The sequence below is a fragment of the Alteromonas sp. PRIM-21 genome (genome assembly GCF_027563165.1).
GTDB classification, from domain to species: Bacteria; Pseudomonadota; Gammaproteobacteria; order Enterobacterales; family Alteromonadaceae; genus Alteromonas; species Alteromonas macleodii_A.
Genome location: NZ_JADOEK010000008.1, coordinates 68,870 through 89,902, shown reverse-complemented (window position 1 = coordinate 89,902; position 21,033 = coordinate 68,870). Strand labels below are relative to the sequence as shown.

Annotated in this window: 21 protein-coding genes; 13 read left to right on the top strand and 8 right to left on the bottom strand. The window is 44.7% G+C overall.

Features of this window, described 5'->3' with window-relative positions; all coding sequences use genetic code 11:
• Positions 1-38: 38 nt before the first annotated feature.
• Positions 39-1,139 (bottom strand): glutamate 5-kinase, encoded by a 1,101-nt coding sequence (gene proB, locus IW644_RS12475; protein ID WP_269917874.1) that lies wholly within the window; start codon positions 1,137-1,139, stop codon positions 39-41.
• A gap of 194 nt (positions 1,140-1,333) precedes the next feature.
• Between proB and IW644_RS12470 the strand changes: the two genes are divergently transcribed.
• The 4 genes from IW644_RS12470 (at position 1,334) to IW644_RS12455 (ending at position 6,591) form a co-directional block, all read left to right on the top strand.
• On the top strand, positions 1,334-3,796 hold the full coding sequence (locus tag IW644_RS12470; RefSeq protein WP_269917873.1) for a M1 family aminopeptidase: 2,463 nt from the start codon (positions 1,334-1,336) through the stop codon (positions 3,794-3,796).
• Positions 3,786-4,370 carry a DUF6702 family protein gene (locus IW644_RS12465; protein ID WP_269917872.1) on the top strand — a complete coding sequence of 195 codons (585 nt, stop codon included), beginning with the start codon at positions 3,786-3,788 and terminating at the stop codon, positions 4,368-4,370. The genes IW644_RS12470 and IW644_RS12465 overlap by 11 nt, the downstream gene beginning before the upstream one ends.
• Positions 4,371-4,577: 207 nt before the next feature.
• Positions 4,578-4,979, top strand: a complete 402-nt coding sequence (locus IW644_RS12460) for a hypothetical protein (protein ID WP_269917871.1) — start codon at positions 4,578-4,580, stop codon at positions 4,977-4,979.
• Between the two features lie 244 nt (positions 4,980-5,223).
• Positions 5,224-6,591 carry an ABC1 kinase family protein gene (locus IW644_RS12455; protein WP_269917870.1) on the top strand — a complete coding sequence of 456 codons (1,368 nt, stop codon included), beginning with the start codon at positions 5,224-5,226 and terminating at the stop codon, positions 6,589-6,591.
• A 161-nt stretch (positions 6,592-6,752) separates the two neighbouring features.
• Here IW644_RS12455 and IW644_RS12450 read toward each other — a convergent pair whose 3' ends face one another.
• Both IW644_RS12450 and IW644_RS12445 read right to left on the bottom strand, forming a co-directional pair.
• Entirely contained in the window at positions 6,753-7,061 is a 309-nt protein-coding gene (locus IW644_RS12450) for a DUF6482 family protein (protein ID WP_269917869.1), read from the bottom strand.
• Positions 7,062-7,157: 96 nt separating this feature from the next.
• Positions 7,158-7,550 carry a hypothetical protein gene (locus tag IW644_RS12445; RefSeq protein ID WP_269917868.1) on the bottom strand — a complete coding sequence of 131 codons (393 nt, stop codon included), beginning with the start codon at positions 7,548-7,550 and terminating at the stop codon, positions 7,158-7,160.
• Positions 7,551-7,934: 384 nt separating this feature from the next.
• Between IW644_RS12445 and IW644_RS12440 the strand changes: the two genes are divergently transcribed.
• The 7 genes from IW644_RS12440 to IW644_RS12410 all read left to right on the top strand — a co-directional run bounded on the left by IW644_RS12440 (position 7,935) and on the right by IW644_RS12410 (position 13,272).
• Positions 7,935-8,795 carry a DUF3014 domain-containing protein gene (locus IW644_RS12440; protein WP_269917867.1) on the top strand — a complete coding sequence of 287 codons (861 nt, stop codon included), beginning with the start codon at positions 7,935-7,937 and terminating at the stop codon, positions 8,793-8,795.
• Positions 8,782-9,408 (top strand): DUF1285 domain-containing protein, encoded by a 627-nt coding sequence (locus tag IW644_RS12435; protein WP_269917866.1) that lies wholly within the window; start codon positions 8,782-8,784, stop codon positions 9,406-9,408. Before IW644_RS12440 ends, IW644_RS12435 begins: the two co-directional genes overlap by 14 nt.
• A 196-nt stretch (positions 9,409-9,604) precedes the next feature.
• Positions 9,605-10,897 carry an amidohydrolase family protein gene (locus IW644_RS12430; RefSeq protein WP_269917865.1) on the top strand — a complete coding sequence of 431 codons (1,293 nt, stop codon included), beginning with the start codon at positions 9,605-9,607 and terminating at the stop codon, positions 10,895-10,897.
• 24 nt (positions 10,898-10,921) lie between these two features.
• A complete protein-coding gene (locus IW644_RS12425) occupies positions 10,922-11,509 on the top strand; it encodes a YqaA family protein (protein ID WP_179985077.1) in 588 nt (195 codons plus the stop codon).
• Between the two features lie 171 nt (positions 11,510-11,680).
• The gene (locus tag IW644_RS12420; RefSeq protein ID WP_269917864.1) at positions 11,681-12,142 is read left to right on the top strand and encodes a hypothetical protein; all 462 of its coding nucleotides are present in this window, start codon (positions 11,681-11,683) and stop codon (positions 12,140-12,142) included.
• Between the two features lie 27 nt (positions 12,143-12,169).
• Entirely contained in the window at positions 12,170-12,352 is a 183-nt protein-coding gene (locus tag IW644_RS12415; RefSeq protein WP_269917863.1) for a hypothetical protein, read from the top strand.
• A 116-nt stretch (positions 12,353-12,468) separates the two neighbouring features.
• On the top strand, positions 12,469-13,272 hold the full coding sequence (locus IW644_RS12410; protein WP_269917862.1) for a DUF1206 domain-containing protein: 804 nt from the start codon (positions 12,469-12,471) through the stop codon (positions 13,270-13,272).
• Between the two features lie 52 nt (positions 13,273-13,324).
• Here the strand turns inward: IW644_RS12410 and tusA are convergent, their stop codons facing one another.
• Genes tusA through rph form a run of 3 tightly spaced genes read right to left on the bottom strand, consistent with a single transcriptional unit; the run spans position 13,325 to position 14,987 of the window.
• Positions 13,325-13,585 (bottom strand): sulfurtransferase TusA, encoded by a 261-nt coding sequence (tusA, locus tag IW644_RS12405; protein ID WP_214992661.1) that lies wholly within the window; start codon positions 13,583-13,585, stop codon positions 13,325-13,327.
• Complete coding sequence (gene pyrE, locus IW644_RS12400) at positions 13,575-14,216, bottom strand: orotate phosphoribosyltransferase (protein ID WP_269917861.1); 642 nt, start codon at positions 14,214-14,216, stop codon at positions 13,575-13,577. The genes tusA and pyrE overlap by 11 nt, the downstream gene beginning before the upstream one ends.
• 57 nt (positions 14,217-14,273) lie before the next feature.
• Entirely contained in the window at positions 14,274-14,987 is a 714-nt protein-coding gene (gene rph / locus IW644_RS12395) for a ribonuclease PH (protein WP_025257195.1), read from the bottom strand.
• Positions 14,988-15,288: 301 nt separating this feature from the next.
• Here rph and IW644_RS12390 point away from each other — a divergent pair, with 301 nt between their 5' ends.
• Both IW644_RS12390 and IW644_RS12385 read left to right on the top strand, forming a co-directional pair.
• Positions 15,289-16,152 (top strand): YicC/YloC family endoribonuclease, encoded by an 864-nt coding sequence (locus IW644_RS12390; RefSeq protein WP_269917860.1) that lies wholly within the window; start codon positions 15,289-15,291, stop codon positions 16,150-16,152.
• 265 nt (positions 16,153-16,417) lie between these two features.
• Positions 16,418-17,731, top strand: a complete 1,314-nt coding sequence (locus IW644_RS12385; protein WP_269917859.1) for an ATP-binding protein — start codon at positions 16,418-16,420, stop codon at positions 17,729-17,731.
• Positions 17,732-17,795: 64 nt separating this feature from the next.
• Here IW644_RS12385 and IW644_RS12380 read toward each other — a convergent pair whose 3' ends face one another.
• Together IW644_RS12380 and IW644_RS12375 are read right to left on the bottom strand one after the other, a co-directional pair.
• Positions 17,796-19,301 (bottom strand): tryptophan halogenase family protein, encoded by a 1,506-nt coding sequence (locus tag IW644_RS12380; RefSeq protein ID WP_269917858.1) that lies wholly within the window; start codon positions 19,299-19,301, stop codon positions 17,796-17,798.
• Positions 19,279-20,970 carry a tryptophan halogenase family protein gene (locus IW644_RS12375; RefSeq protein WP_269917857.1) on the bottom strand — a complete coding sequence of 564 codons (1,692 nt, stop codon included), beginning with the start codon at positions 20,968-20,970 and terminating at the stop codon, positions 19,279-19,281. Before IW644_RS12375 ends, IW644_RS12380 begins: the two co-directional genes overlap by 23 nt.
• Positions 20,971-21,033 lie beyond the last annotated feature (63 nt).

Here is a 21,033-nt window from a genome sequence, read left to right as displayed (position 1 = left end):
ATAGCGCCTAAGCGCTATATCGTATTTTATTGTTTGTGCTAAGAATAAAGCACCATATCGTCACGGTGAACTGCAACATCGCTTGTTTCATAACCTAACACATTGGCGATTTCTTTCGACTTTTTCCCTTTTATTAGGGTTAAGTCTTTTGCGTTATACAAGCAAAGGCCTTTAGCGATGACTTCTCCATCGCACATCACTTCAACGGCATCACCTTGTTCAAATGAACCGGTCACGTTCAAAATGCCAGTGGGTAATAGCGACGCACCTTTGCTTACCAGCGCCTCTTTCGCACCGCTATCTACCTCGACTCTGCCAGCAGTTTTAAGGGTGTGAGTAAGCCAAAGCCTTCGGGCGCTGGCCGGCGTGCTGCTAGCAGTAAATAAAGTCCCAGGTACCTTGCCTTCAAGTAAAGCATCGAAGGTTTCGCCTTTTCGCCCATTAACAATAAGGGTTTGGATACCACTGCTGGTGCACTTATCCGCCGCTTCAATTTTTGTACGCATACCACCTGTACCTACCGCAGTACCTGCGCCCCCCGCTAGTCCGTAAATAGTACGGTCTATTTTCTCCACCTTCGGAATAAGGGTCGCAGAGTCATCTTTTCTGGGGTCTGCAGTAAATAAACCGTCAATATCAGAGCAAATAATTAAGGTATCAGCCTGCGCGACCAATGCCGTGTAAGCCCCCAAATTATCGTTATCGCCCACTTTAAGTTCATTAACGGCGACTGTGTCGTTTTCATTCACGATAGGTAGTGCATTGTGATTTAAAATTTCACGTAACGTGTTTTTGATATTTACGTAGCGCGTTCTATTGCGTAAATCATCTGCGGTTAGCAATACCTGCGCACATGGGAAATCAAAAAAGCGCTGCCAGTTGGCCATCATTAGGTTCTGCCCGATTGCAGCCATGGCCTGCTTCTCCGCAATAGAAGCGTTGTGGCGAACTTTAACTTGGCTACGACCAGCAGCGACACTGCCAGATGAAACCAAAATCACTTCTTTGCCAGCCTCTCGGCTTGCGGTAATAAAACGAGCAAGAGACAAAAGGTAGCGTCCGCTACACCCATTGCCTTCGGGTGCAATAAGGGCACTGCCAACTTTAATAACAGCACGTTGCCAATTAAAACAATTCATAGGGGGGAAGAAAAAAGATAACAAGAGCTTAAGAATACGACAGTTAAACCGTATAACAAAACGTTCTGTTACAGTTTTTTTGCGTTAAAACATGGTTAGTTTACGGTCAAAAAATTGGATTGTGCGGGCCATACTTATATACTAGCAAGTGTTATCTTATAACAATTCTAACTTACAAGTTGCAAGGAACCTGCATGAGCACCGCAAAACGACACTTTTTCTGGCTAGCGCCAGTACTGTCTATGCTGATTTCTCTTCCTAGTACCGCCGCTATAAAACAAACAAAAGGCGACTTTGAAGATAAATTCCGTCAGCTAGACGAAGTACTTCCTACTCCCAATGTTTATCGCAACGCCGCTGGTGAGCCTGGTCATCAATACTGGCAACAGCAAGTAGATTACGATATCGACGTAAAGCTGCTTGAAGACGAGCGCCGTATCGAAGCAAGCGAAGAAATTACGTATTACAACAACTCGCCCGATACCCTTAAGTACCTTTGGGTTCAACTTGATCAAAACAAGTTTCGTGACGACTCAATGTCTGCGCTTACTACCACTTTCGGTGGCATTGGTAACCGTGGACCAGGCACGCAAGCCGCAAGTGGCAATACGCCCGCTAAATTAAGCATGGGCGCACTGCGCCGCCAGCAGTTTGTTGAAGACAATGAACTGGGTTACACCATTTCTCGCGTTGAAGACAAAGCGGGCAATGACTTACGCCACACTATTGTGGGTACCCTAATGCGGGTTGACCTAGCTAAGCCACTAAAGCCGGGCAGCAAAGTAACCTTTGATATCGACTTTGCCTTTAATATTGTTGAAGAAGATGCGGTTTCAGCACGTGCAGGTTACGAGCACTTCCCAGATGATGAGCGCGAAGGCGGCAACGATATTTTCTTGCTAGCTCAGTGGTTCCCTCGTTTGGCGGCTTACACCGATTACGAAGCATGGACTAACAAAGAGTTTATTGGCCGTGGTGAGTTCACCCTAGAATTCGGTAACTACGAAGTAGATATCACGGTTCCGGCTGATCACATCGTATCGTCAACAGGTGTGCTTCAAAACCCGAAAGACGTGTTAACTAAAACACAACGGGATCGACTGAAAAAAGCAGAAAAAGCTGATCGTATCGTATTTATCGTTACTCCTGAAGAAGCGATTGAAAACGAAAAGGAAGGCACTTCTAGGCTTAAGACTTGGACCTTTAAAGCGGATAACGTACGTGACTTTGCTTGGGCTTCGTCGCGTAAGTTTGCATGGGATGCACGTGGCTATCAGCAAGGTGGTGACACTCAGCCGCTTGTAATGGCAATGTCCTTCTACCCGAAAGAAGGTGGTGAGCTTTGGCAGAAGTATTCAACAGAGTCAATCATCCACACTATGGATGTATACAGCCGTTTTAGCTTCGATTACCCATACCCAGTAGCGCAGTCAGTCAATGGTCCAGTTGGCGGCATGGAATACCCCATGATCACCTTTAATGGACCTCGTACAGAACTTCGTGATGACGGTTCACGCACCTACTCGCTAGCTGAGAAACGCTTCCTAATTGGCGTAGTTATTCACGAAGTTGGCCATATCTACTTCCCTATGACGGTAAACTCTGATGAGCGTCAGTGGACGTGGATGGATGAAGGTCTTAACAGCTTCCTAGATGGCGTTGCCGGTCGCGAATGGGACCCAACGATTCCATGGGGTGTAGAGCCGCGTGATATCACAGGCTACATGAAGTCTCAGACGCAGGTGCCAATTATGACGCAGTCTGACTCGGTACTTCGCCTAGGTCCAAACGCATATACCAAACCAGCAGTAGCGCTAAATATTCTTCGTGAGACGATTCTTGGCCGCGAACTGTTTGACTTCGCGTTTAAAGAATACGCGCAACGCTGGATGTTTAAACGTCCAACTCCATCTGATTTCTTCCGCACTATGGAAGAGGCCTCGGGTGTAGACCTAGATTGGTTCTGGCGCGGTTGGTTTTATACCACAGACCACGTAGATATTAGCCTAGACAGCGTACACAAGCTGCGTTTAGACACTGAAGATCCAGATATCGACTTTGCTCGTGAGCGCCAAGCAGAAATGGAAAAACCTAAGTCACTTACCGATATTCGCAATAAAGAAGAAGGTAGAAAACTGTGGGTAGACCGCTTTGAAGATATCAGCGATTTCTACGATGAAAACGACCGCTATACCGTAACCAACAAAGAGCGCAACAAGTACAAGAAGTTCCTTGATAAGCTTGAACCTTGGGAGCGTAAAGCCTTTGAACGTGCGGTAAAAGAAGACAAAAACTACTACGTGCTAGATTTTAGTAACAAAGGTGGTTTGGTAATGCCGATTATTCTTGAGCTAGCCTTTGAAGACGGTACGAAAGAAGAAATGCGCATTCCGGCGGAAATCTGGCGTCGTACACCTAAGGCCGTAAGCAAGCTTATCGTGACTGACAAAGACAAAGAGCTGGTAAGCGTTACGGTTGACCCACATTGGGAAACTGCGGACGTAGACGTGGAAAATAACCACTACCCACGCCGTATCATTCCTTCTCGCATTGAAGCGTATAAGAACAAGCCGCGTAACACTTACGAGTACCGCGACCTTATGCACGATTCAAAGACCGAGCTAAAAACTGACGACGAGGATAAAGATGACGAATAAGTTGTCTTTATCCCGCCTGCTGCAGAGCTCTCATGCTCTGCTTGCAAGCGTTAGTGGGTTGGCTATTGCGGCTGCGCTATTTGTTAGCGCGATGTCGTTCAGCACAATTGCCCAAGCGCATCAAATAAAAGCAGCGATAACAACGGTACTGTTCAACCCCAGAACAGAAAATATCGAAGTGATGCACCGCTTTAATTTGCATGATGCTGAGCACGCGGTTAAAGCCTTATTCGATAAGCATGCAGATATTATGGATGACGTTAAAACGCAGCAACAATTTGCTGATTACGTTGCCCATCACTTTGCGATTTTAAATGCGGCAGGCGAATCGTTAAAACTTGCAGATGTGGGCTTTGAAGTTGAGGGTAAGCACTTTTGGGTTTATCAGGAAACTGCTGAACCGCCTGTGCTAGAAGGTATTAAAATTCGCCACGATGCATTACGCGACTTATGGCCGAAGCAAGTGAATACGCTAAATGTAGAAGGCAAGGGCGATATTAAAACCCTAACCTTTGCTGATAGTGTAAATCTGCTGGAAGTGAGCTTTAAAAGTCAAAGTAGCGACCATCATTAACATTTAGCGGTTAAAAGTTATTAAAGCCCACCGGCTTTCACTGTTGAAGGACTGTGAATGCCGGTGGGCTTTTTTGTATTACTTTGTATCAAAGGGCGCTCTAATAATATGTAGTGTGAGACCGAAGTCTTATAGTCATAGCTGCAAGCATGCTCTACCTTATCAGTAGACAAATACGTTACTCACACCTAGTTAACGAGGTATATCATGACCAATAGCGCTACAGCACCGTTGCCTTCACAGGTCAAGAAAACCCAATCAAGAAGCGAGCGCCGCGCAAGAAAAATGCGTACTGCTAATGCAGCAGTGCGCACTGAGCAAGAGCCAAATGCTAGCTTATCAAGTGATAAAACCAGCAATGCGTTCGCTGATAAGAAAAATATCATGTGGGTGCTGTTGAGCGGTGCCATGGCACTGACATTTATCGTAATGCTATTTCTGCCAGATACAGGCATGGGCGGGGGCCTAATATCAACTTATTCTGCAATGCTATGGTGCGGATTCTTTGGTGCTGCGCTTTGGCGTTACAGAACAGCAAGCGGCTGGGCAGGGTTTGCTTATGGCAGTGTTATAGGTCTAGTGCTTCAATTTATTTCTCAGTTCATCTAAATATATAGCACTGTGTAAACCGCGCACTTATGCAGTGCTCAATCTTATTTTTAAATCTCTGCCTGATTCTATAATCTTAACCTTACTATCAAGCTACCCAATGAGATATTTGGAGACTTACGGCTCTTATACCCGATCCAGCCGCCGTACTTAAATGTATAAAGGGTCAGAGTACTTTTTAAGTTATGCTTTAAACGATAAATATTAATGTCCCTTTCCGTCTTCAATAAAACAGAGTGAACCTATGGCAGAGAAGCCAAATAAATCTTCCGAATCGCCGCCCCGTTCGAGCAAGGCAGTACCCTCGTCTCGTTTATCTCGTATAGGTCGCTTAGGCACGTTAGCAGGTAGGATAGCAGGTAATGTGGTTTCTCAGGGTGCTGGCCAGTTGCTAAAAGGTGAGAAGCCGGTCTTGTCTTCGCTGCTTTTAACACCAAAGAATATTTCAAATATTGCCGATCAGCTTGCCAGTATGCGTGGCGCCGCTATGAAGCTTGGACAACTCATTTCCATGGATGCGGGTGACTTTTTACCCGAAGAACTCGCCGTCATTTTAGGACGTTTACGGGACGATGCTGACCCCATGCCCAAGGACCAGCTAATAGCCACGCTAAATCAGTCTTGGGGCGACAAATGGCAAGATGACTTACTTTACTTTTCCTTCGCCCCTGTTGCCGCAGCCTCCATAGGCCAAGTTCACAAAGTTATTACTATGGACGGCAAAATGTTAGCGGTAAAAGTACAGTACCCAGGCGTGAAGAAGAGTATTGATAGCGATGTGGATAACGTAGCAACGCTTATAAAGCTTACTGGCTTGGTGCCAAAATCATTAGATATAGGCCCGCTGTTGCAGGAAGCCAAAGCGCAGCTTCACCAAGAGGCGGATTATGAACGAGAAGCCGATATGCTTAACCGTTATCGCAACCTAGTTGAAGCCACTGATATCCGAGGTGAAGAACAAAGCGCGTTTATTATTCCAAAGACCTATTCACCGCTTACCACAAGTACGGTACTAGCCATGGACTTTATCGAGGCGAAAGATTTGGATGTGCTAATTGATGAACCTCAAGAAGTCCGAGATGCCGTGATGACAGCGTTAATGACGTTGTTTTTTAATGAGGTTTTCCACTTTAAGCTGCTTCAAAGCGACCCTAACCTAGCCAACTATCAGTTTAAACCCGATACCAAAGAAATTGTGCTGCTAGATTTTGGTGCCACTCGCGAAGTGCCTGAAAATATATCTCAGCAATACCAAGCTTTGCTTAAGAGCGCCGCAGACAATGATAAAGCACTGATGCAGCAAGCTGCATTCAATATTGGGCTTATTGATGACAGCCATTCTCAGATGCAAGTAAATGCAGTCATAGATATAGGCATGGAAGCCTGTGAAGCCATTCGCTTTGAGGGGGCTTATGACTTTGGAAAAAGCGATTTAATCGCAAGGCTTCACGAAAAAGGAATGGCGCTTACAATGGAACATAACTTTTGGCACACACCGCCCGTCGATGCGCTCTTTATACATAGAAAGCTCGGAGGTTTATTTTTGTTAGCGAAGCGGTTGCAAGCCAAAGTGGATATGCGCGAGGCCGCAGGCAACTGGCTTTGCTCTTAACAAGGTTTGGCCCCTTCTTACGATGAATCCTACCGCGCTTTATGCAGCTTGTTTGAAAGTGGGATTATCGGAAAAGGACGAAGACTCTACTTAATGCCTTCGCCTAATTTTTACACTTCTAATAGCACTGAGCCGGTAGTATTGGGTAGTTTGCGTTGCGTTTAATAGGGCAGTTCCATACTAAAAGGTAGGGCCATCTGCTCTTTACTTTTCGGCGGGTTGCCTATCATCTCATCGTACGGTGTATCGTGCTTCATTACAGCCTGTTGAACGCGACAATGGGCGAACGCTTCACGTATGTGCCCGGCACTAAAAAAACGCATTGGCTTGTCTTTATTGTCGTAAAGCATACCGCTTTGTTTATCGATAGTTAGATAAACCAAATAGACGTTCATTTCATAAGACTGAACTTCTAAGTAATCGATAACCGTCGGCGACTCTTCAATATCCCGAAAATAAAACTTATGCATTTTCCTACCTCATGAAATCAGCGTGCGCATTACGCTCGCCCTGCTTGGTGTTATTTATATTGAATATAGCCAGGGCGAAATAATGACTTTTATACGCTATGCGAGGTTTTCAGGTTCATTCAGAAGATGAAGTGGGGGGCGGTGATTTTTATGTCGCACTGCGTTGGCTAAAACCAACAACGAAGCAATAGAAAAAACGGTGTACACAAGAGCAGCTACCCCCATTCCCGTTGCTATCCATAGGAGTGGGAAAACTAGCAACCGAGGCCCTTCTACAGCAAGTGCAACTTTTGCTCTCGACAAGATAAAGCCATTTTGTATGCCCATAACAACCACGGTTATTACAGTAATTAGTTGATGATGCGGTGGCAGACTATGCATATTCCAAAATAGGTAAAGCATTATCCCTAGTGCAATAACGTATTGTATAGCAGTGTACCGTGTAACGGCTCGGTGTAACTTTGGATGATATGATTTGAATTTACTCACGCTTACTATCCTACGAGGGCACATTTAGGTAACACTGGGACTCAAGGACTCAAAATGTTAGTTAATTACTGTAAATAGCAGTGCTCTAGCATTTGCTTTTCAATGATTAATCAACACATTAGTACACAAAGCCCCAAATGTTAAACAATTGTTTTAAAAATTACTTTCACATTTACATTATATGGCGAACTGGAAGATCGAAAAAATGGGGAGTTCCCACTAATTTTTGGTCGAAAACAAATCGGAAAGTGTCTTTTAAACGTTAAAATCTGTTCAAAATAAGGAATTTGGATTTTGAGGGAACATTTCTCTTGATTGATTTTCTAATTTTGGGTGTTATCTCTGGTAGTATTACCGAAAGGATATTTTTGTAGCGGAGTCATTATGAGCGAATCGTCAGAAAAGAAATCGTTAGGCCCACATTTTATTATTGTCGGCATCCTTCTTATCGTTATTCTGGCTGTAGTTTTTTGGCCAAGTGACGAAGAGCCTGAGCCAGTCATTACGCCTGAACCTGAAGTGACCGAGCCTGAAGTCACAGCGCCGCAAGAGCCAGAGATTTTTGAGCCTACCCAGCCTGCGCCCACCGTTGAACTTGAAGAAAAAGACGACGTTGAACCATTGCCAGAACCCGTTGAACCAGATCCAGAACCACTCGATACAAGTGACCCAGCAGTCAAAGCGTCATTGATTGAGAGTTCGTCTGCAGACGAAGAAACCGTAAATCGTATGCTGGTTAATGAAGGGCTTATTCAGCGCTTTGTAGTCTCTGTAACTAATCTAGCGAACGATGAGATGGCACCAAACCATCAACTACTTACGCCGCCAGAACAAAATTTTCGTGTTTATTCTCAAGCAGGAAAGCAGTGGATTGACGCTGCAAGTTATAAACGATATACGCCTTATGTAGATATGCTGGAGTCGTTCGATAATGAAGCGCTGCTAAATATCTACGGTATTTATAAAGACGATATCCAAGCGAAGTTTGCAGAGATTGGTAATCCAGACCAAGACTTTAACAGCGTATTGCTAGAGGCCATAGACCAGTTACTTGATACACCAGAAGTACCGGTTCCTGTTGAGGTGTATACAGATTCGGTAGCTTATAAGTATGCCGACGATCGTTTAGAAAGCCTCAACGAGCCACAAAAGCAGCTACTGCGTACCGGGCCAGACAATATGCGTCGTATTAAAGCAAAGCTACGCGAATTGAAAGTTTTGGTTGAAGAGCGTGGATCTAACTAAGTTTCAACAACAACTTAAGGGCACGTCTTCAAAAGCGCGCCCTTTGCCCCCCGTCGACCAATGGAATCCAGATTTTTGCGGTGATATTAATCTGACGATAGCCCTTGATGGCCGATGGTTTTACGAAGGCAGCCCTATCGGGCGGGCAAGCCTGGTCGAGCTTTTTGCCTCTGTACTGAAGCGAGAAGGCGATAAGTACTTTTTAGTCACCCCTGTCGAAAAGGTAGGGATCACTGTTGAGGACACGCCCTTCCTAATCACCCAATGGCATATAGAAAGAAATGAAGGCGGCGAAGCGGGTGAAGTTGAGATAGAGGTTGAACCAACTAGTGACTGCACCTATGTCTTTACTACGCAAACCGGCGACACTATTCGCTTAGAGCGCGAAGATCAGCTAGAACTTCGAGTTCCCCCACAAGCTATTCAAGACCCACAGGCAACACCTATTCCTTACACTCGCGTTCGTAGAAACCTATGGGCAAGGCTACATCAAAACACTTATTATCAGCTGTTAGAACAAGCCGAAGAGTCATCGGATGGTTCGAATACGCAATTTAGTATTCAATCTAGCGGTACGACCTTCGTATTGGGTGAAATACTTCAAACACCCTAATTCGCGTTTTCTACTCTTACGTTACTTATGGTTACGCTACTAGTCTTTCACCGCTATTTTGCGCCTGTAAGTTGCGCCTACTATTAAAATACGTATCTCCATCAAGATGTCATTAAAAGCACTTTATTTTGCGTTATCTCGTTGTGTGCATTACATTCGATGTAGTCTATAAAACAATCAAAAGAAGACCTACATTATGAAAAAGCCTTTGATCACCCTTGCGATTACCAGCGCACTAATCTCATCACCTTTTTCTACGGTTGCCGATACCCTCATACACGCGGGAAAAGTGTTTACTGGCACCTCAAAATCACTTCAAGAAAAAATGACCATTGTTATTGAAGGCAACAAAATAGCGGAGATAAAGAAAGGGTTTGCTAAACCACAAAAAGGCGACATCGTCATCGATTTAAGTGCTTCAACGGTTATGCCCGGTCTTATGGATATGCATGTTCATTTATCGTCGCAACACGGCGGGCCGCAAACCTACTTAGAACGTTTTTCCCTTAATGAAGCCGATTACGCATTGCGTGCAGCAAACTACGCAGAAATAACCTTAGATGCAGGCTTTACCACAGTGCGTAATCTTGGTGATGGCTATAACGAAACAGTGGCTTTAAGAAATGCTATTGCGAAAGGCTATGCTACCGGCCCACGTATTTACACGGTAGCTAAATCTATTGCGACTACAGGCGGACATGCTGACCCAAGCAATGGTATGTCTCACTTACTTCGACCAGATGTAGGCCCCAAACAGGGTGTAGTTAACGGCGAAGTGGAAGCCCGCGAAGCGGTACGTGCCCGTTATCAAGATGGTGCCGACCTAATTAAGATTACTGCAACTGGCGGCGTACTAAGCGTGGCTAAAAGTGGCCAAAACCCTCAGTTTATGACCGACGAATTAGAAGCAATTGTCGATACAGCAAAAGATTACGGTATGACGGTGGCAGTGCATGCTCATGGTAAAGAGGGCATGAAACGCGCAATAGAAGCAGGAGTGGATTCTATTGAGCACGGTACCTACATGGACAATGAAATTCGCAAGCTAATGAAGAAACACGGCACCTATTATGTACCTACTATATTGGCTGGGAAGTTTGTAGCAGATAAAGCCAAGATTGATAGTTTCTTTCCTGAGCTCGTTCGCCCTAAAGCAGCAGCCATCGGCCCCTTAATTCAAAATACCTTTGAACAAGCGCACAAAGCGGGCGTAAAAATTGCTTTTGGTACAGACAGTGGTGTATCGGCCCATGGGGATAATGCACAGGAATTTTCTTTAATGGTTGAAGCAGGAATGAAACCTGCTGACGCGCTACTTAGCGCTACCGTTAATAGTGCAGATTTATTGGGCATAAGCGATATTCTCGGCACGTTAGAACAAGGTAAGTTAGCAGATATTGTTGCTGTTCAAGGCGACCCGCTTGACGATATATCGCTTATGGAAAGCGTGTCTTTTGTGATGAAAGACGGGGTAGTTTACAAGCAGTAAAACAATAAAAGTGGTAGAGGTTACATGGCACTAGGTAAAAAGGTTAAGCACAAAACCAAAAAGCTTATCGATTCCAAACATATGTTAAAGGGTATTACCTTAGCGTCATTTTTAGAATCGACCATTGTTCCTATACCGCTTGAAGCCGTTATGGTGCCGTTAATGCAAGCTAGACGAGAGTCGCTCTGGAAAATTGCATTAATGGCTACCGTGGGCTGTGTGATTGGCGCTGTTTTCGGCTATGCCCTTGGCTATTACCTTTTCGACCTTGTTGGTCAGTGGGTTATTGATACCTTTTTTAGTCAAGATCAGTTCGACAGCGTTAAACAACAAATGCAAAACCAAGGCTTTTGGTTTGTGATGACCCTAGGCATTGCGCCTATTCCTTTTCAAGTGGCCATGTTAGCTGCCGGCGCCACCCAATACTCACTTCCGCTTTTCCTTTTAGCTACGGTCATTGCCCGCGCTATACGTTATTTTGGCCTTGCAGTAGTGGTATATTACGCAGGTGACAAAGCAGAGCAACTTATAAAACGCTACAAGATGAAAGCCGTGTTTGCTATCACGCTAGTGGTAGTCTTACTATGGTGGCTGTCTAATATGTTCTCTTAATTAAAGAGTCTTTCGATTTGACGGCGCTAAAGCTATCAAAATAGCATCGACCAAATCGTGCGAGGCCCCCCTTAAATTCCCAAATCAAATTACGCTGATAGATTTTTTGAACTTTACATTTGATAATGATTCTTATTTGCACTAATGTAATAAAAAACAGGAGGTGCTTATATGAATGTTCAACGTTTATGCCCAGTTTACAGAAAGTGGCTACAGCTAAACCCTTCAAGCGCACGAGAGCATCGCTTAGCAATGCAGGCACAGACGCAGAAAGCCCATCAACAGGGTGAATTAGATTATGCCAGAGAGTTGGGTTATCAAACTTTTGAAGCCGCGAAGGCCATTCTTAATGCGCTGCAGCCCATATCCTCTCAAAAAGTAAACGCGGTGCAAGAAGATATACTCGCGTTCGGCACTATGGGCATGTACTTATCTTCTTTACTTGCTCAAGAGCACAAAAGACAAGAATCTCACGCAATTTTGCAGGAGTGCCAACAGCAGCTAATTGCCATATTGCCTTTGCATGCCACTAACCCGTCTGTATGCCGGCTTATATCCGCCATTCAGCACACGCTTGAGCAAACCTACCAACCTCAATTTAGCAGACAGCTTGCTTCTGCAGCTCTGCATTAAATCAAACAGTTGAAGGAGCAAATGATGATGTCGAAACAAATCCCAAATGAAGACGGCTTTGTCACTTTGAATATCAGAACGTCTGCACTACAGCAAATGCTTAAAGGTGAAGTTCTGCATATGACAGATGTTCACTGCAATTGTGCTCACAGCAAACGTACGCTTCAAAACTTGCTGCTAAAAGCCGTTGCAGACAGTTCAGAACGTTAACCTGAAACGCTAGCTCGCAAGCGTAAAATACAGACAGGAGCAAAACGGAACATAACTTGATACAGGATAAATAACTAAGTCGTTTTTATTTTGCAATTAAGCTATGAGAGGACACCGTGGAACCTTCGTCTAAATGGAAAGAGATAACCGCTAGAGCGGGATATAGTGCCAAAACCGTCATGTACGTTATGCTTGGTGTCTTCATTCTTACATCTGTATTTACTGCGCTTAACCGTGAAAAAGCCTCTCAGTCCAATGTCTTTCTTACACTTAAAGAACAACCACTCGGACAGATCTTATTAGGCATTCTTGTTCTTGGCTTAGCATGCTATGCCTGCTGGCGTTGGCTGCAGATTTTCATTACTGAAAAATCAGATGATGACAGTTGGCTCTTTCACATTATAAACAAGCTGTTCTTCTTTATATCAGGCGCCTTCTATTTTGTTGCTGCTTACGCAGGGGGTAAAACCTTATTAGAAGTACAAAGTAGCTCTTCATCCCAAGGAAGTGGAAAGAAGGTGAGTGAATTTTTAATGCAATACGAATGGGGGCTGTTGCTTGTAGCCGCAATCGGGCTTTGCATCATCATATTTGCCGTTGTGCAGTTCAAACATGCTTACACTGCAGACTTTTTAAAGAAGTTTTCACTACACGCTTTAAATCAGCGCATTAGAAAGAGTGTGAAAGTAACTGGTCGCTTAGGGTATACCGCAAGAGGTGTCGTTTATTCCTTAGTAGGTGGTTTTTTTATTCTTGCCGCCATATTGAGTAACCCATCACAAGCAGGTGGATTACAAAAAGCACTAGAAACCTTAATGAAGCAACCCTTCGGCCCTTATCTAATTGGTGCAGTGGGCGCAGGCTTTGTTATGTTTGGCCTTTATTGCGCGCTGGAGGCGAAATACAGAAAGGTAGAGTAGGAAATTTAAATGGAAGGCGCTATAAGCCTAAATTTGGATGATAAAAGGGCGCTTAGGCGCGCCCTTTTTTAATAACATATTGGTAAGGCAGGGTCTCTGTTTGAGACGCTACCAATGTATGGTCCATAAAACGGCAAAAGCTAGGAATATCTCTTGCCGTTGAGGGATCGTCAGCTGTGACCGATAAGGTTTCCCCATCGGCCAGCTTACGAATATTTAAACGCACCATCATCACCGGCTCTGGGCAACGTAAACCTAGTGCGTCTAAATGCTGACTTGCTGCGCTAAAGGCGCTATCAAAATCAGACGCCATAGTTTTCACGGTAGGCATTAATGGCATTGATTTCATTTTCAAAATCGCCTTTCTCAGTCAGATAAGCTACCACATCGGCTAGCGATACGATAGAAATCACCTGAGTGCCAAAATCACGTTCTACTTCTTGAATAGCTGACAGTTCACCATTACCGCGCTCTTGTCTGTCTAATGCGATCAATACGCCAGACAAACTTGCCTGCTGCTGTTCAATTAATGTCATCGATTCACGAATAGCGGTACCCGCGGTGATTACGTCATCCACCAGCATAACCTTGCCTTCTAGCGGACTGCCTACCAAATTGCCGCCTTCACCGTGAGTCTTCGCTTCTTTACGGTTGAAGCAATAAGGTACGTCAAGGTTGTGGCTATCGGCCAGTGCGACGGCGGTAGTCGTCGCAATAGGAATACCCTTATACGCTGGACCAAACAGTACATCGAACTCGACACCTGCATCCATTAGCGCATCAGCGTAAAAACGCCCTAGCTTGGCCAAATCGCCGCCGCGATTAAACAAGCCTGCATTAAAAAAATAAGGGCTAACGCGGCCAGACTTTAAAGTAAATTCGCCAAATTTTAGTACGCCACGTTCAATGGCGAACTCGATAAAATCACGCTGAAACGCTTTCATGATGACCTCTTAATTACTAACTAATACGTAGGCGTTAAATACGCTTAATTGCCTCGCTTACGCAAGCGCCGCTTTTTGAATATCGAATAATTCGCGTAAGCCGTGCTTACCAATTTTCAACAATTCATCAAGCTCTTCAAACGAGAAGGGTTCACCCTCAGCTGTACCTTGAACTTCAATCAGTTTACCGGTCTCGGTCATCACAATGTTCATGTCTGTTTCTGCTTCAGAGTCTTCGGTGTACTCAAGATCAGCGATTGGCGTACCCTCATAAATACCCACCGAAAGTGCAGCAATCATGTGCTTAAGCGGATTAGTTTTGATAATGCCTTTTGCACGCATATAGGTAAGCGCATCAACAAGAGCTACGCATGCTCCGGTAATAGATGCCGTGCGTGTACCGCCGTCAGCCTGAATGACATCACAATCTAGTGTAATTGTATTTTCACCTAGAAGTTTTAAATCAATTGCCGCGCGAAGTGAGCGCGCAATTAGACGTTGAATCTCTAGCGTACGACCACCTTGCTTACCGCGGGCCGCTTCACGACCGCTACGTGTATGGGTTGCACGTGGAAGCATGCTGTACTCTGCGGTAACCCAACCTTTACCTTGGCCTTTCATAAAGCGTGGTACACCTTCTTCCACCGTCGCATTACACAACACCTTAGTGTTACCAAACTCTACTAAAACAGAGCCTTCTGCATGGCAAGTGTACTGGCGAGTAATAGTAACAGGGCGAATTTGACTGGCGGTTCTGCCGCTTGGACGCATAGTGTTCTCCACAACGTAAATGCTTAAAAAAAGGGTAGCGTTTCACAGGTTTTTCTTACGACATAGGAATAGAAAGCTTAATGCGCGGTCAAACCCTGTAAATTCGATGTAGCTACGAAATTGCGCTAAGTATAACGCATTACCCGTGACCGATAAAAACGAACTTTACATGTTTGCTTACTGAATTGCCTAAATGTGCGCTAATATACGAAATACGAGAAAACCTGCTTTAGATATTCACGTATACAACACGACGTTCGGGTTGTTTTTGCAGGCTTTCAGTTAAATTTAAAGGATATTTATGATTTACAGCATGACAGCGTTTGCGCGCGTAGAAACGAAAAAAGAGTGGGGCTCAGCCGTATGGGAAATACGCTCGGTAAACCAACGCTTTTTAGAAACGTATTTTCGCTTACCGGAACAATTCCGCTCGTTGGAGCCGGTTTTGCGCGAGCGTTTTCGTAAAAAGCTGGCGCGAGGCAAAGTTGAATGTGCACTTCGTTTTACTGCTAACGATGCTGCTGTAACCAAGTTAAGCCTAAACGAAGAACTGGCTAAACAAGTGCTTCACGCTGCCGACTGGGTGCAGTCACATGGTCAGTCTACCGGCGTTAACCCGCTTGATGTTTTGCGCTGGCCTGGAGTGATTGCTGCAGAAGAAACTGATATGGATACCATTCACGGCGACGTAATGGCAGCGTTCGATCAAGCGTTAAACGACTTTATCAGTGCTCGCGCTACAGAAGGCGAAGCCCTTAAAGGTATGATCACGCAGCGCTTAGATGCCATTGAAGTTGAAGCAGAAAAAGTAGCCGCGCGTATGCCTGAAATTATGGTGTGGCAACGAGAAAAAGTGCAAACCCGCTTTGAAGAAGCAAAGGTAGAGCTTGATGCAGGCCGTTTTGAACAAGAAATGATCATGCTAGCGCAAAAAGTGGATGTTGCCGAAGAACTAGATCGCCTAAACGCCCACGTTAAAGAAACCCGCAACATCCTTAAAAAGGGTGGGGCTGTGGGTCGCCGTTTAGATTTCATGATGCAGGAATTTAACCGCGAGTCGAACACGTTAGGTTCAAAATCTATCAGTACTGACATCACACAATCGGCCGTTGAACTTAAGGTGTTGATTGAGCAGATGCGCGAGCAAATTCAGAATATAGAATAGGTTCTTGGGTAAAAAGCTACCCGACCAAAGACGTCTAAAAAGCCCTGTTATTTGCTTGTAAAAACAGGGCTTCTTTATTTTCCCCGCTCAAACCGGTTTGCAGATAGTGCCCAAAATCATCTTAAAAGGGGAAGTTTTGCCCAATTAGCGCATCTTGACAATTTTTCGCGCATAAAAATGTAAAATTCCACACTTTAATGCGCGAAAAAATGTGGGATAAGTTATACTACAGGCAGTTAACAGTCTCAATTGACGGGAAATGACAATGCAGCGCAACCTACTAGACGCTCTCATAGCATGGAAAAATCAACCTGTGCGTAAGCCATTATTGATCGATGGTGCAAGACAAACAGGTAAAACCTATCTGCTGCAAGAGTTATTTGGGAACACCTTTGCCAACACCCTTCGTATCGACTTCCTCGAAAACCCTACTTACAAAGAAGCGTTCGATGGCTCGTTGTCACCTGACGAGCTAGTAATGAACATTGAGTTGTTAACCAACCAAGTGTTCAATCCAGAAACAGACTTGTTGATATTAGATGAAATTGGCGAATGTGAACGAGCCGTCACTTCGCTGAAGTATTTTGCCGAAAAAGCACCGTCCTATTTTGTCGCAGCCATCGGCTCTAACATTGGTTTGCTTAATACCTTCCCTGTAGGCAAGGTAGAACAATACAATTTACGACCACTGACCTTCCAAGAATTTGTTTACGCATCCAACGAGCAAGCACTGATCAAAGCGTTTGATAGTCAAGTAAGCACACCGGCAGTACACACTAAATTGATGGATAAACTTACCGACTATTTTTTTACCGGCGGTATGCCGGAAGCCGTTTCTGCTTGGTATCAGTTTAAGGATTCAAGCATTCTAGAGCGTGTTGAAAAAGTCACAAAAATTCATGCCGACTTAGTTGAAGGTTATCGTCGCGACTTCGGTAAGTACGCGGGCAAGGTCGATGCCACACTGATTGAATCGGTATTCAATAGCATTCCAGCGCAGCTATCACTTGTCAGCGATGATTCGGTTAAACGCTTTAAATTTAAGCATGTGCATAAGCGTAAATCTCGTTATAGCGATTTTGAAACCGCGATCCATTGGCTTAACTGTTGCCGCTTAGCTTTGCCAAACTACCCTATAGAAGGATTGCCGAAATCTCCGTTGGCGGCCTATAAAAAAGAAAATATGGTTAAACTGTTTCTTTTTGATGTGGGCCTGCTCAATCATATGTTAGGCAGCAGTTATAGAGAGATTAAGCAACAAAACTATGAATACAAAGGCTATGTAGCTGAAAACTTTGTGCAACAAGAGTTCACTGCTATGGGCGTTGACCCAAGCTATTCGTGGAATGACGCCCGCGCCGAAATCGAATTTATCTTGGCGACCGATGTTGGCGATATCGTCCCTGTTGAAGTCAAAAGTGGCAAGCGTACAAGAGCAAAATCGTTGGCATCCTACATTGAAAAATGTAATCCAAGTAAAACTTTTAAGTTGACCGGTACACAAGGTTCTTCAGCGTTAGAAAAAACCAATATCGTGATGCCCTTATATTTCACGCAGTATTTACCTGAGAGATGGTAAAAGCGAGTTGCTAGGCTCACTGTTAACGCGCGACCTGCCGCCAACAACTAACGCTTCTAATAATTCACCCCAAATACTGTGTTAAGAAGGACTCGTGCGTGGGAAGTTTAGCTACGTGGTTATCCACCTGCTGCTTTAACCCTGCCATAAACTGCTTAAGTGACTGTTCACTCATCTCATCGGCTACGCGGTGATATTGCTTGGGCGTCATGCCTTGGCCCATCAATACTTGCGTCCAAGAATCGACGCGGAAGATATCTCCATCATCTAAAAACACACGGCCAGACTCGGCGAACAAAGCTAATTTATGCTTAAGTGACGGCGGTACGTCCATGCGTTGGCACTGTTGCCAAAAAGGGCTGTCTTCGCGTTGTGTAACCTTGTAATGCATAACAATGAAATCGAGTATGGCCGACATTTCGCTATCGAACTTGTTGTTGTATTCATCGATTGCGCTTTGGGTGATGCCATCAAAAGGGAATAAACGCATTAGGCGTATAAGGCCGGTCATGATTAGATGAATGCTAGTCGACTCTAGTGGCTCAATAAAGCCACTGGATAGCCCTAACGCTACGCAGTTTTTATTCCAACCACGTCTGCGCTTACCGGGCGTAAAGCGAATCACTCTCGGCTCATTAATTGGCGCACCTGTCACCTGCGATTTAAGTGTATTAATGGCGTCCTCATCGCTCATAAAGCGGCTACAAAATACCAATCCGTTACCCATTCGCTCTTGAAGTGGAATTTGCCAGCGCCAGCCCGCTTGATGTGCCACGCTTTTGGTGTACGGCACAGGTGGCGCAGTAAGCTCCGTTTGCATGGCAACTGCTCTATCACAAAATAAATAATGCTGCCAATCGTCGTATCCAGTATGAAGAGCTTGTTCAATAAGCAGGCCTTTAAAGCCCGTACAGTCTATAAAGAAGTCACCGTTTATTACTTCTCCGCTTGCTAATTGAAGGGACTGTATGTTGCCTGATTGCGGGCAAACATCGACCTTTTCTATATCTCCTTCCTTGTGCATTACCCCAGCTTCGCAAGCTAACGATTTTAAAAATCGACCGTAGGCGACGGCATCAAAGTGATAAGCAAAGTTGAGCGGCATAGCTTCTGATGTAGCAAATTTATTCTGCTTAGCGGCAATCAGTTCAGGGCAATAATCACCAAATTCCCCCCCGAAACCATATTCTTTAGCCCTTAGCCAAAAATGGTGAAACTCTCCTGCCCAGCATTCTCTTCCGGTAATGCCAAACGAGTGGATATAGCTGTGACCCTGTTCACGCCAGTTTTCAAACTCTATACCCAATTTGAACGTGGCTTGTGTAGCGCGCATAAAGGCTTTTTCGTCTATACCTAGCAACTTATGAAATGTTCTAATCGGCGGAATAGTGGCTTCGCCAACGCCCACAATACCAATATCTTTTGATTCGACTAGCGTAACCTTTATCGACTTACCCAAAAGCCGAGACAGCGCCGTGGCCGCCATCCATCCTGCAGTACCGCCACCGGCAATAACAACGTTCTTAACGGGCGTTTGATTGTTACTGCTATCTAAACCCGATACGGCCATATGAGGTGTCCTTTTTATCTGAAGAGGTATTGTTGTTTAAATTTGTAGCGCGATCACCTTCACTTGAAGCGCAAGCGTTGCCATAGTCCTGACGTTGAGTATGCGAGTGAAGGTGTTTCTGCTCATTGTAATAGCGATTTGAAATATCTTTGAGCAGCGCATTATTAGTTGGCAGTCCCTGCAAATAGGTATTTTTAGTCTGTTGTAACGTTTCACTAAGATGCAGGGCCTTACGCTTATCTTTTTCGTTTAAACGTAGTGGCGGCCCTAACGTAGTAAAGCCCATCCCGTACAAAACATATTGGTAGCTAGCAGAGGGAAAAATCTCTTCGTTCTCGATAAGATCTAAGCGTGAAGGACTTTGATACTTCCACAGTTTAAGCAGCTCAGCGAGTGAGTCAGGAATTGAAGCATCACTTCTCTGTGCTACCCAATAAGGCTCTTCTCTATCACTAAGAACATAATGTAGCTTCAAAAAGTCGATGACTCGCTCCCAGCGGTATTCAAAACGCGTGTTGTAGCGTTTACTGACTATTTCCATGTGATCTTTATTATGCGGAAAGGTTTCACATAGCATACGTAAGCCAAGCTCAACCATTGCAATAGCTGATGCTTCTAGCGGCTCAACAAAACCCGAAGACATACCTAAACTTAAACAGTTCTTTACCCAGAACTTTGACCTGTAGCCCGGCTCAAAAGAAAGTGTGCGAAAGGCAAGTTCATGCTCATTTGCATCAGAATAACGTTCACAAACATAGTCAATAAGGACCTGCTTTGCCTGTTCTTCATTTGTGAATTGGGAAGAATAAACCAGGCCAGTACCTCGCCGGTGCTGCAATGAAATATCCCACGTCCACCCACAGGTTTGTGCAGTAGCCACAGTGGTACTTTTTATTTCGTTATCATTGTCTGCATAAGGCACTTGCAAGGCTATGGCTCTATCGTTAAGCATGGCGCACTTAACGGGTACCCACGGAACCTTAAAATGTTTATCAATAAGCAAACCGTTGTTACCGGAACAATCGATAAACAAATCGCCAAACACCTCTTGCCCACATTCTGTTACTACTTTTTCAATGTAGCCATTTGGATGTGAAGTGACCGAGGCAATATGGCCTATAACGTGTTCAACGCTCAGCTTGTTTACACAGTGCTTTTTCAATAAATCAGCGAGCTTTGTGGCGTCAAAGTGGTAACCGTAATTAAGCACATGAGCATAGTCGGGCGTAGCAATTTGCTTTGGCGCCTTGCCTGCTGCACACATTGTCGATTGTAGAGAAAAGGCGTCTTCGTATGGCATGTCGGACGCAAAAGCTTGCCAACAAGCATGAATATCAAGTTCGTTGTAGCCCGTTGGAATAGTAAATGGATGATGATAGTGGTGCCCGCCTTTACGCCAATTAACAAAGCTAGAGCCTTGCTTGAAAGCACCTTGGCATAGGGTTAAAAATTCAGATTCATTAATGCCAATATCCAGAAGAGTATCGCGAAGTGACGGCCATGAACCTTCACCAACGCCGATGGATGACACAGTAGGAGATTCAATAAGGGTAACCGAGTGTTTTTCGCTAAGCTTCGCTGCAAGAACGCCAGCACCAAGCCACCCTGCAGTACCACCTCCAACAATGACGACCCGATGTAGGCCGCATTGGTTTTGTGAATTACTCATAAAACGATAACCACGCTATCTTGAAAAGCTCTGTTTCTCTCACGTGCGGAAGCTTTTTGTACA

Excerpts from the sequence above, each read along its gene's own strand:
- proB (WP_269917874.1), bottom strand. The coding sequence starts at position 1,139 with ATGAATTGTTTTAATTGGCAACGTGCTGTTATTAAAGTTGGCAGTGCC.
- IW644_RS12470 (WP_269917873.1), top strand. The coding sequence starts at position 1,334 with ATGAGCACCGCAAAACGACACTTTTTCTGGCTAGCGCCAGTACTGTCT.
- IW644_RS12465 (WP_269917872.1), top strand. The coding sequence starts at position 3,786 with ATGACGAATAAGTTGTCTTTATCCCGCCTGCTGCAGAGCTCTCATGCT.
- IW644_RS12460 (WP_269917871.1), top strand. The coding sequence starts at position 4,578 with ATGACCAATAGCGCTACAGCACCGTTGCCTTCACAGGTCAAGAAAACC.
- IW644_RS12455 (WP_269917870.1), top strand. The coding sequence starts at position 5,224 with ATGGCAGAGAAGCCAAATAAATCTTCCGAATCGCCGCCCCGTTCGAGC.
- IW644_RS12450 (WP_269917869.1), bottom strand. The coding sequence starts at position 7,061 with ATGCATAAGTTTTATTTTCGGGATATTGAAGAGTCGCCGACGGTTATC.
- IW644_RS12440 (WP_269917867.1), top strand. The coding sequence starts at position 7,935 with ATGAGCGAATCGTCAGAAAAGAAATCGTTAGGCCCACATTTTATTATT.
- IW644_RS12430 (WP_269917865.1), top strand. The coding sequence starts at position 9,605 with ATGAAAAAGCCTTTGATCACCCTTGCGATTACCAGCGCACTAATCTCA.
- IW644_RS12425 (WP_179985077.1), top strand. The coding sequence starts at position 10,922 with ATGGCACTAGGTAAAAAGGTTAAGCACAAAACCAAAAAGCTTATCGAT.
- IW644_RS12420 (WP_269917864.1), top strand. The coding sequence starts at position 11,681 with ATGAATGTTCAACGTTTATGCCCAGTTTACAGAAAGTGGCTACAGCTA.
- IW644_RS12415 (WP_269917863.1), top strand. The coding sequence starts at position 12,170 with ATGTCGAAACAAATCCCAAATGAAGACGGCTTTGTCACTTTGAATATC.
- tusA (WP_214992661.1), bottom strand. The coding sequence starts at position 13,585 with ATGGCGTCTGATTTTGATAGCGCCTTTAGCGCAGCAAGTCAGCATTTA.
- pyrE (WP_269917861.1), bottom strand. The coding sequence starts at position 14,216 with ATGAAAGCGTTTCAGCGTGATTTTATCGAGTTCGCCATTGAACGTGGC.
- rph (WP_025257195.1), bottom strand. The coding sequence starts at position 14,987 with ATGCGTCCAAGCGGCAGAACCGCCAGTCAAATTCGCCCTGTTACTATT.
- IW644_RS12390 (WP_269917860.1), top strand. The coding sequence starts at position 15,289 with ATGATTTACAGCATGACAGCGTTTGCGCGCGTAGAAACGAAAAAAGAG.
- IW644_RS12385 (WP_269917859.1), top strand. The coding sequence starts at position 16,418 with ATGCAGCGCAACCTACTAGACGCTCTCATAGCATGGAAAAATCAACCT.
- IW644_RS12380 (WP_269917858.1), bottom strand. The coding sequence starts at position 19,301 with ATGGCCGTATCGGGTTTAGATAGCAGTAACAATCAAACGCCCGTTAAG.
- IW644_RS12375 (WP_269917857.1), bottom strand. The coding sequence starts at position 20,970 with ATGAGTAATTCACAAAACCAATGCGGCCTACATCGGGTCGTCATTGTT.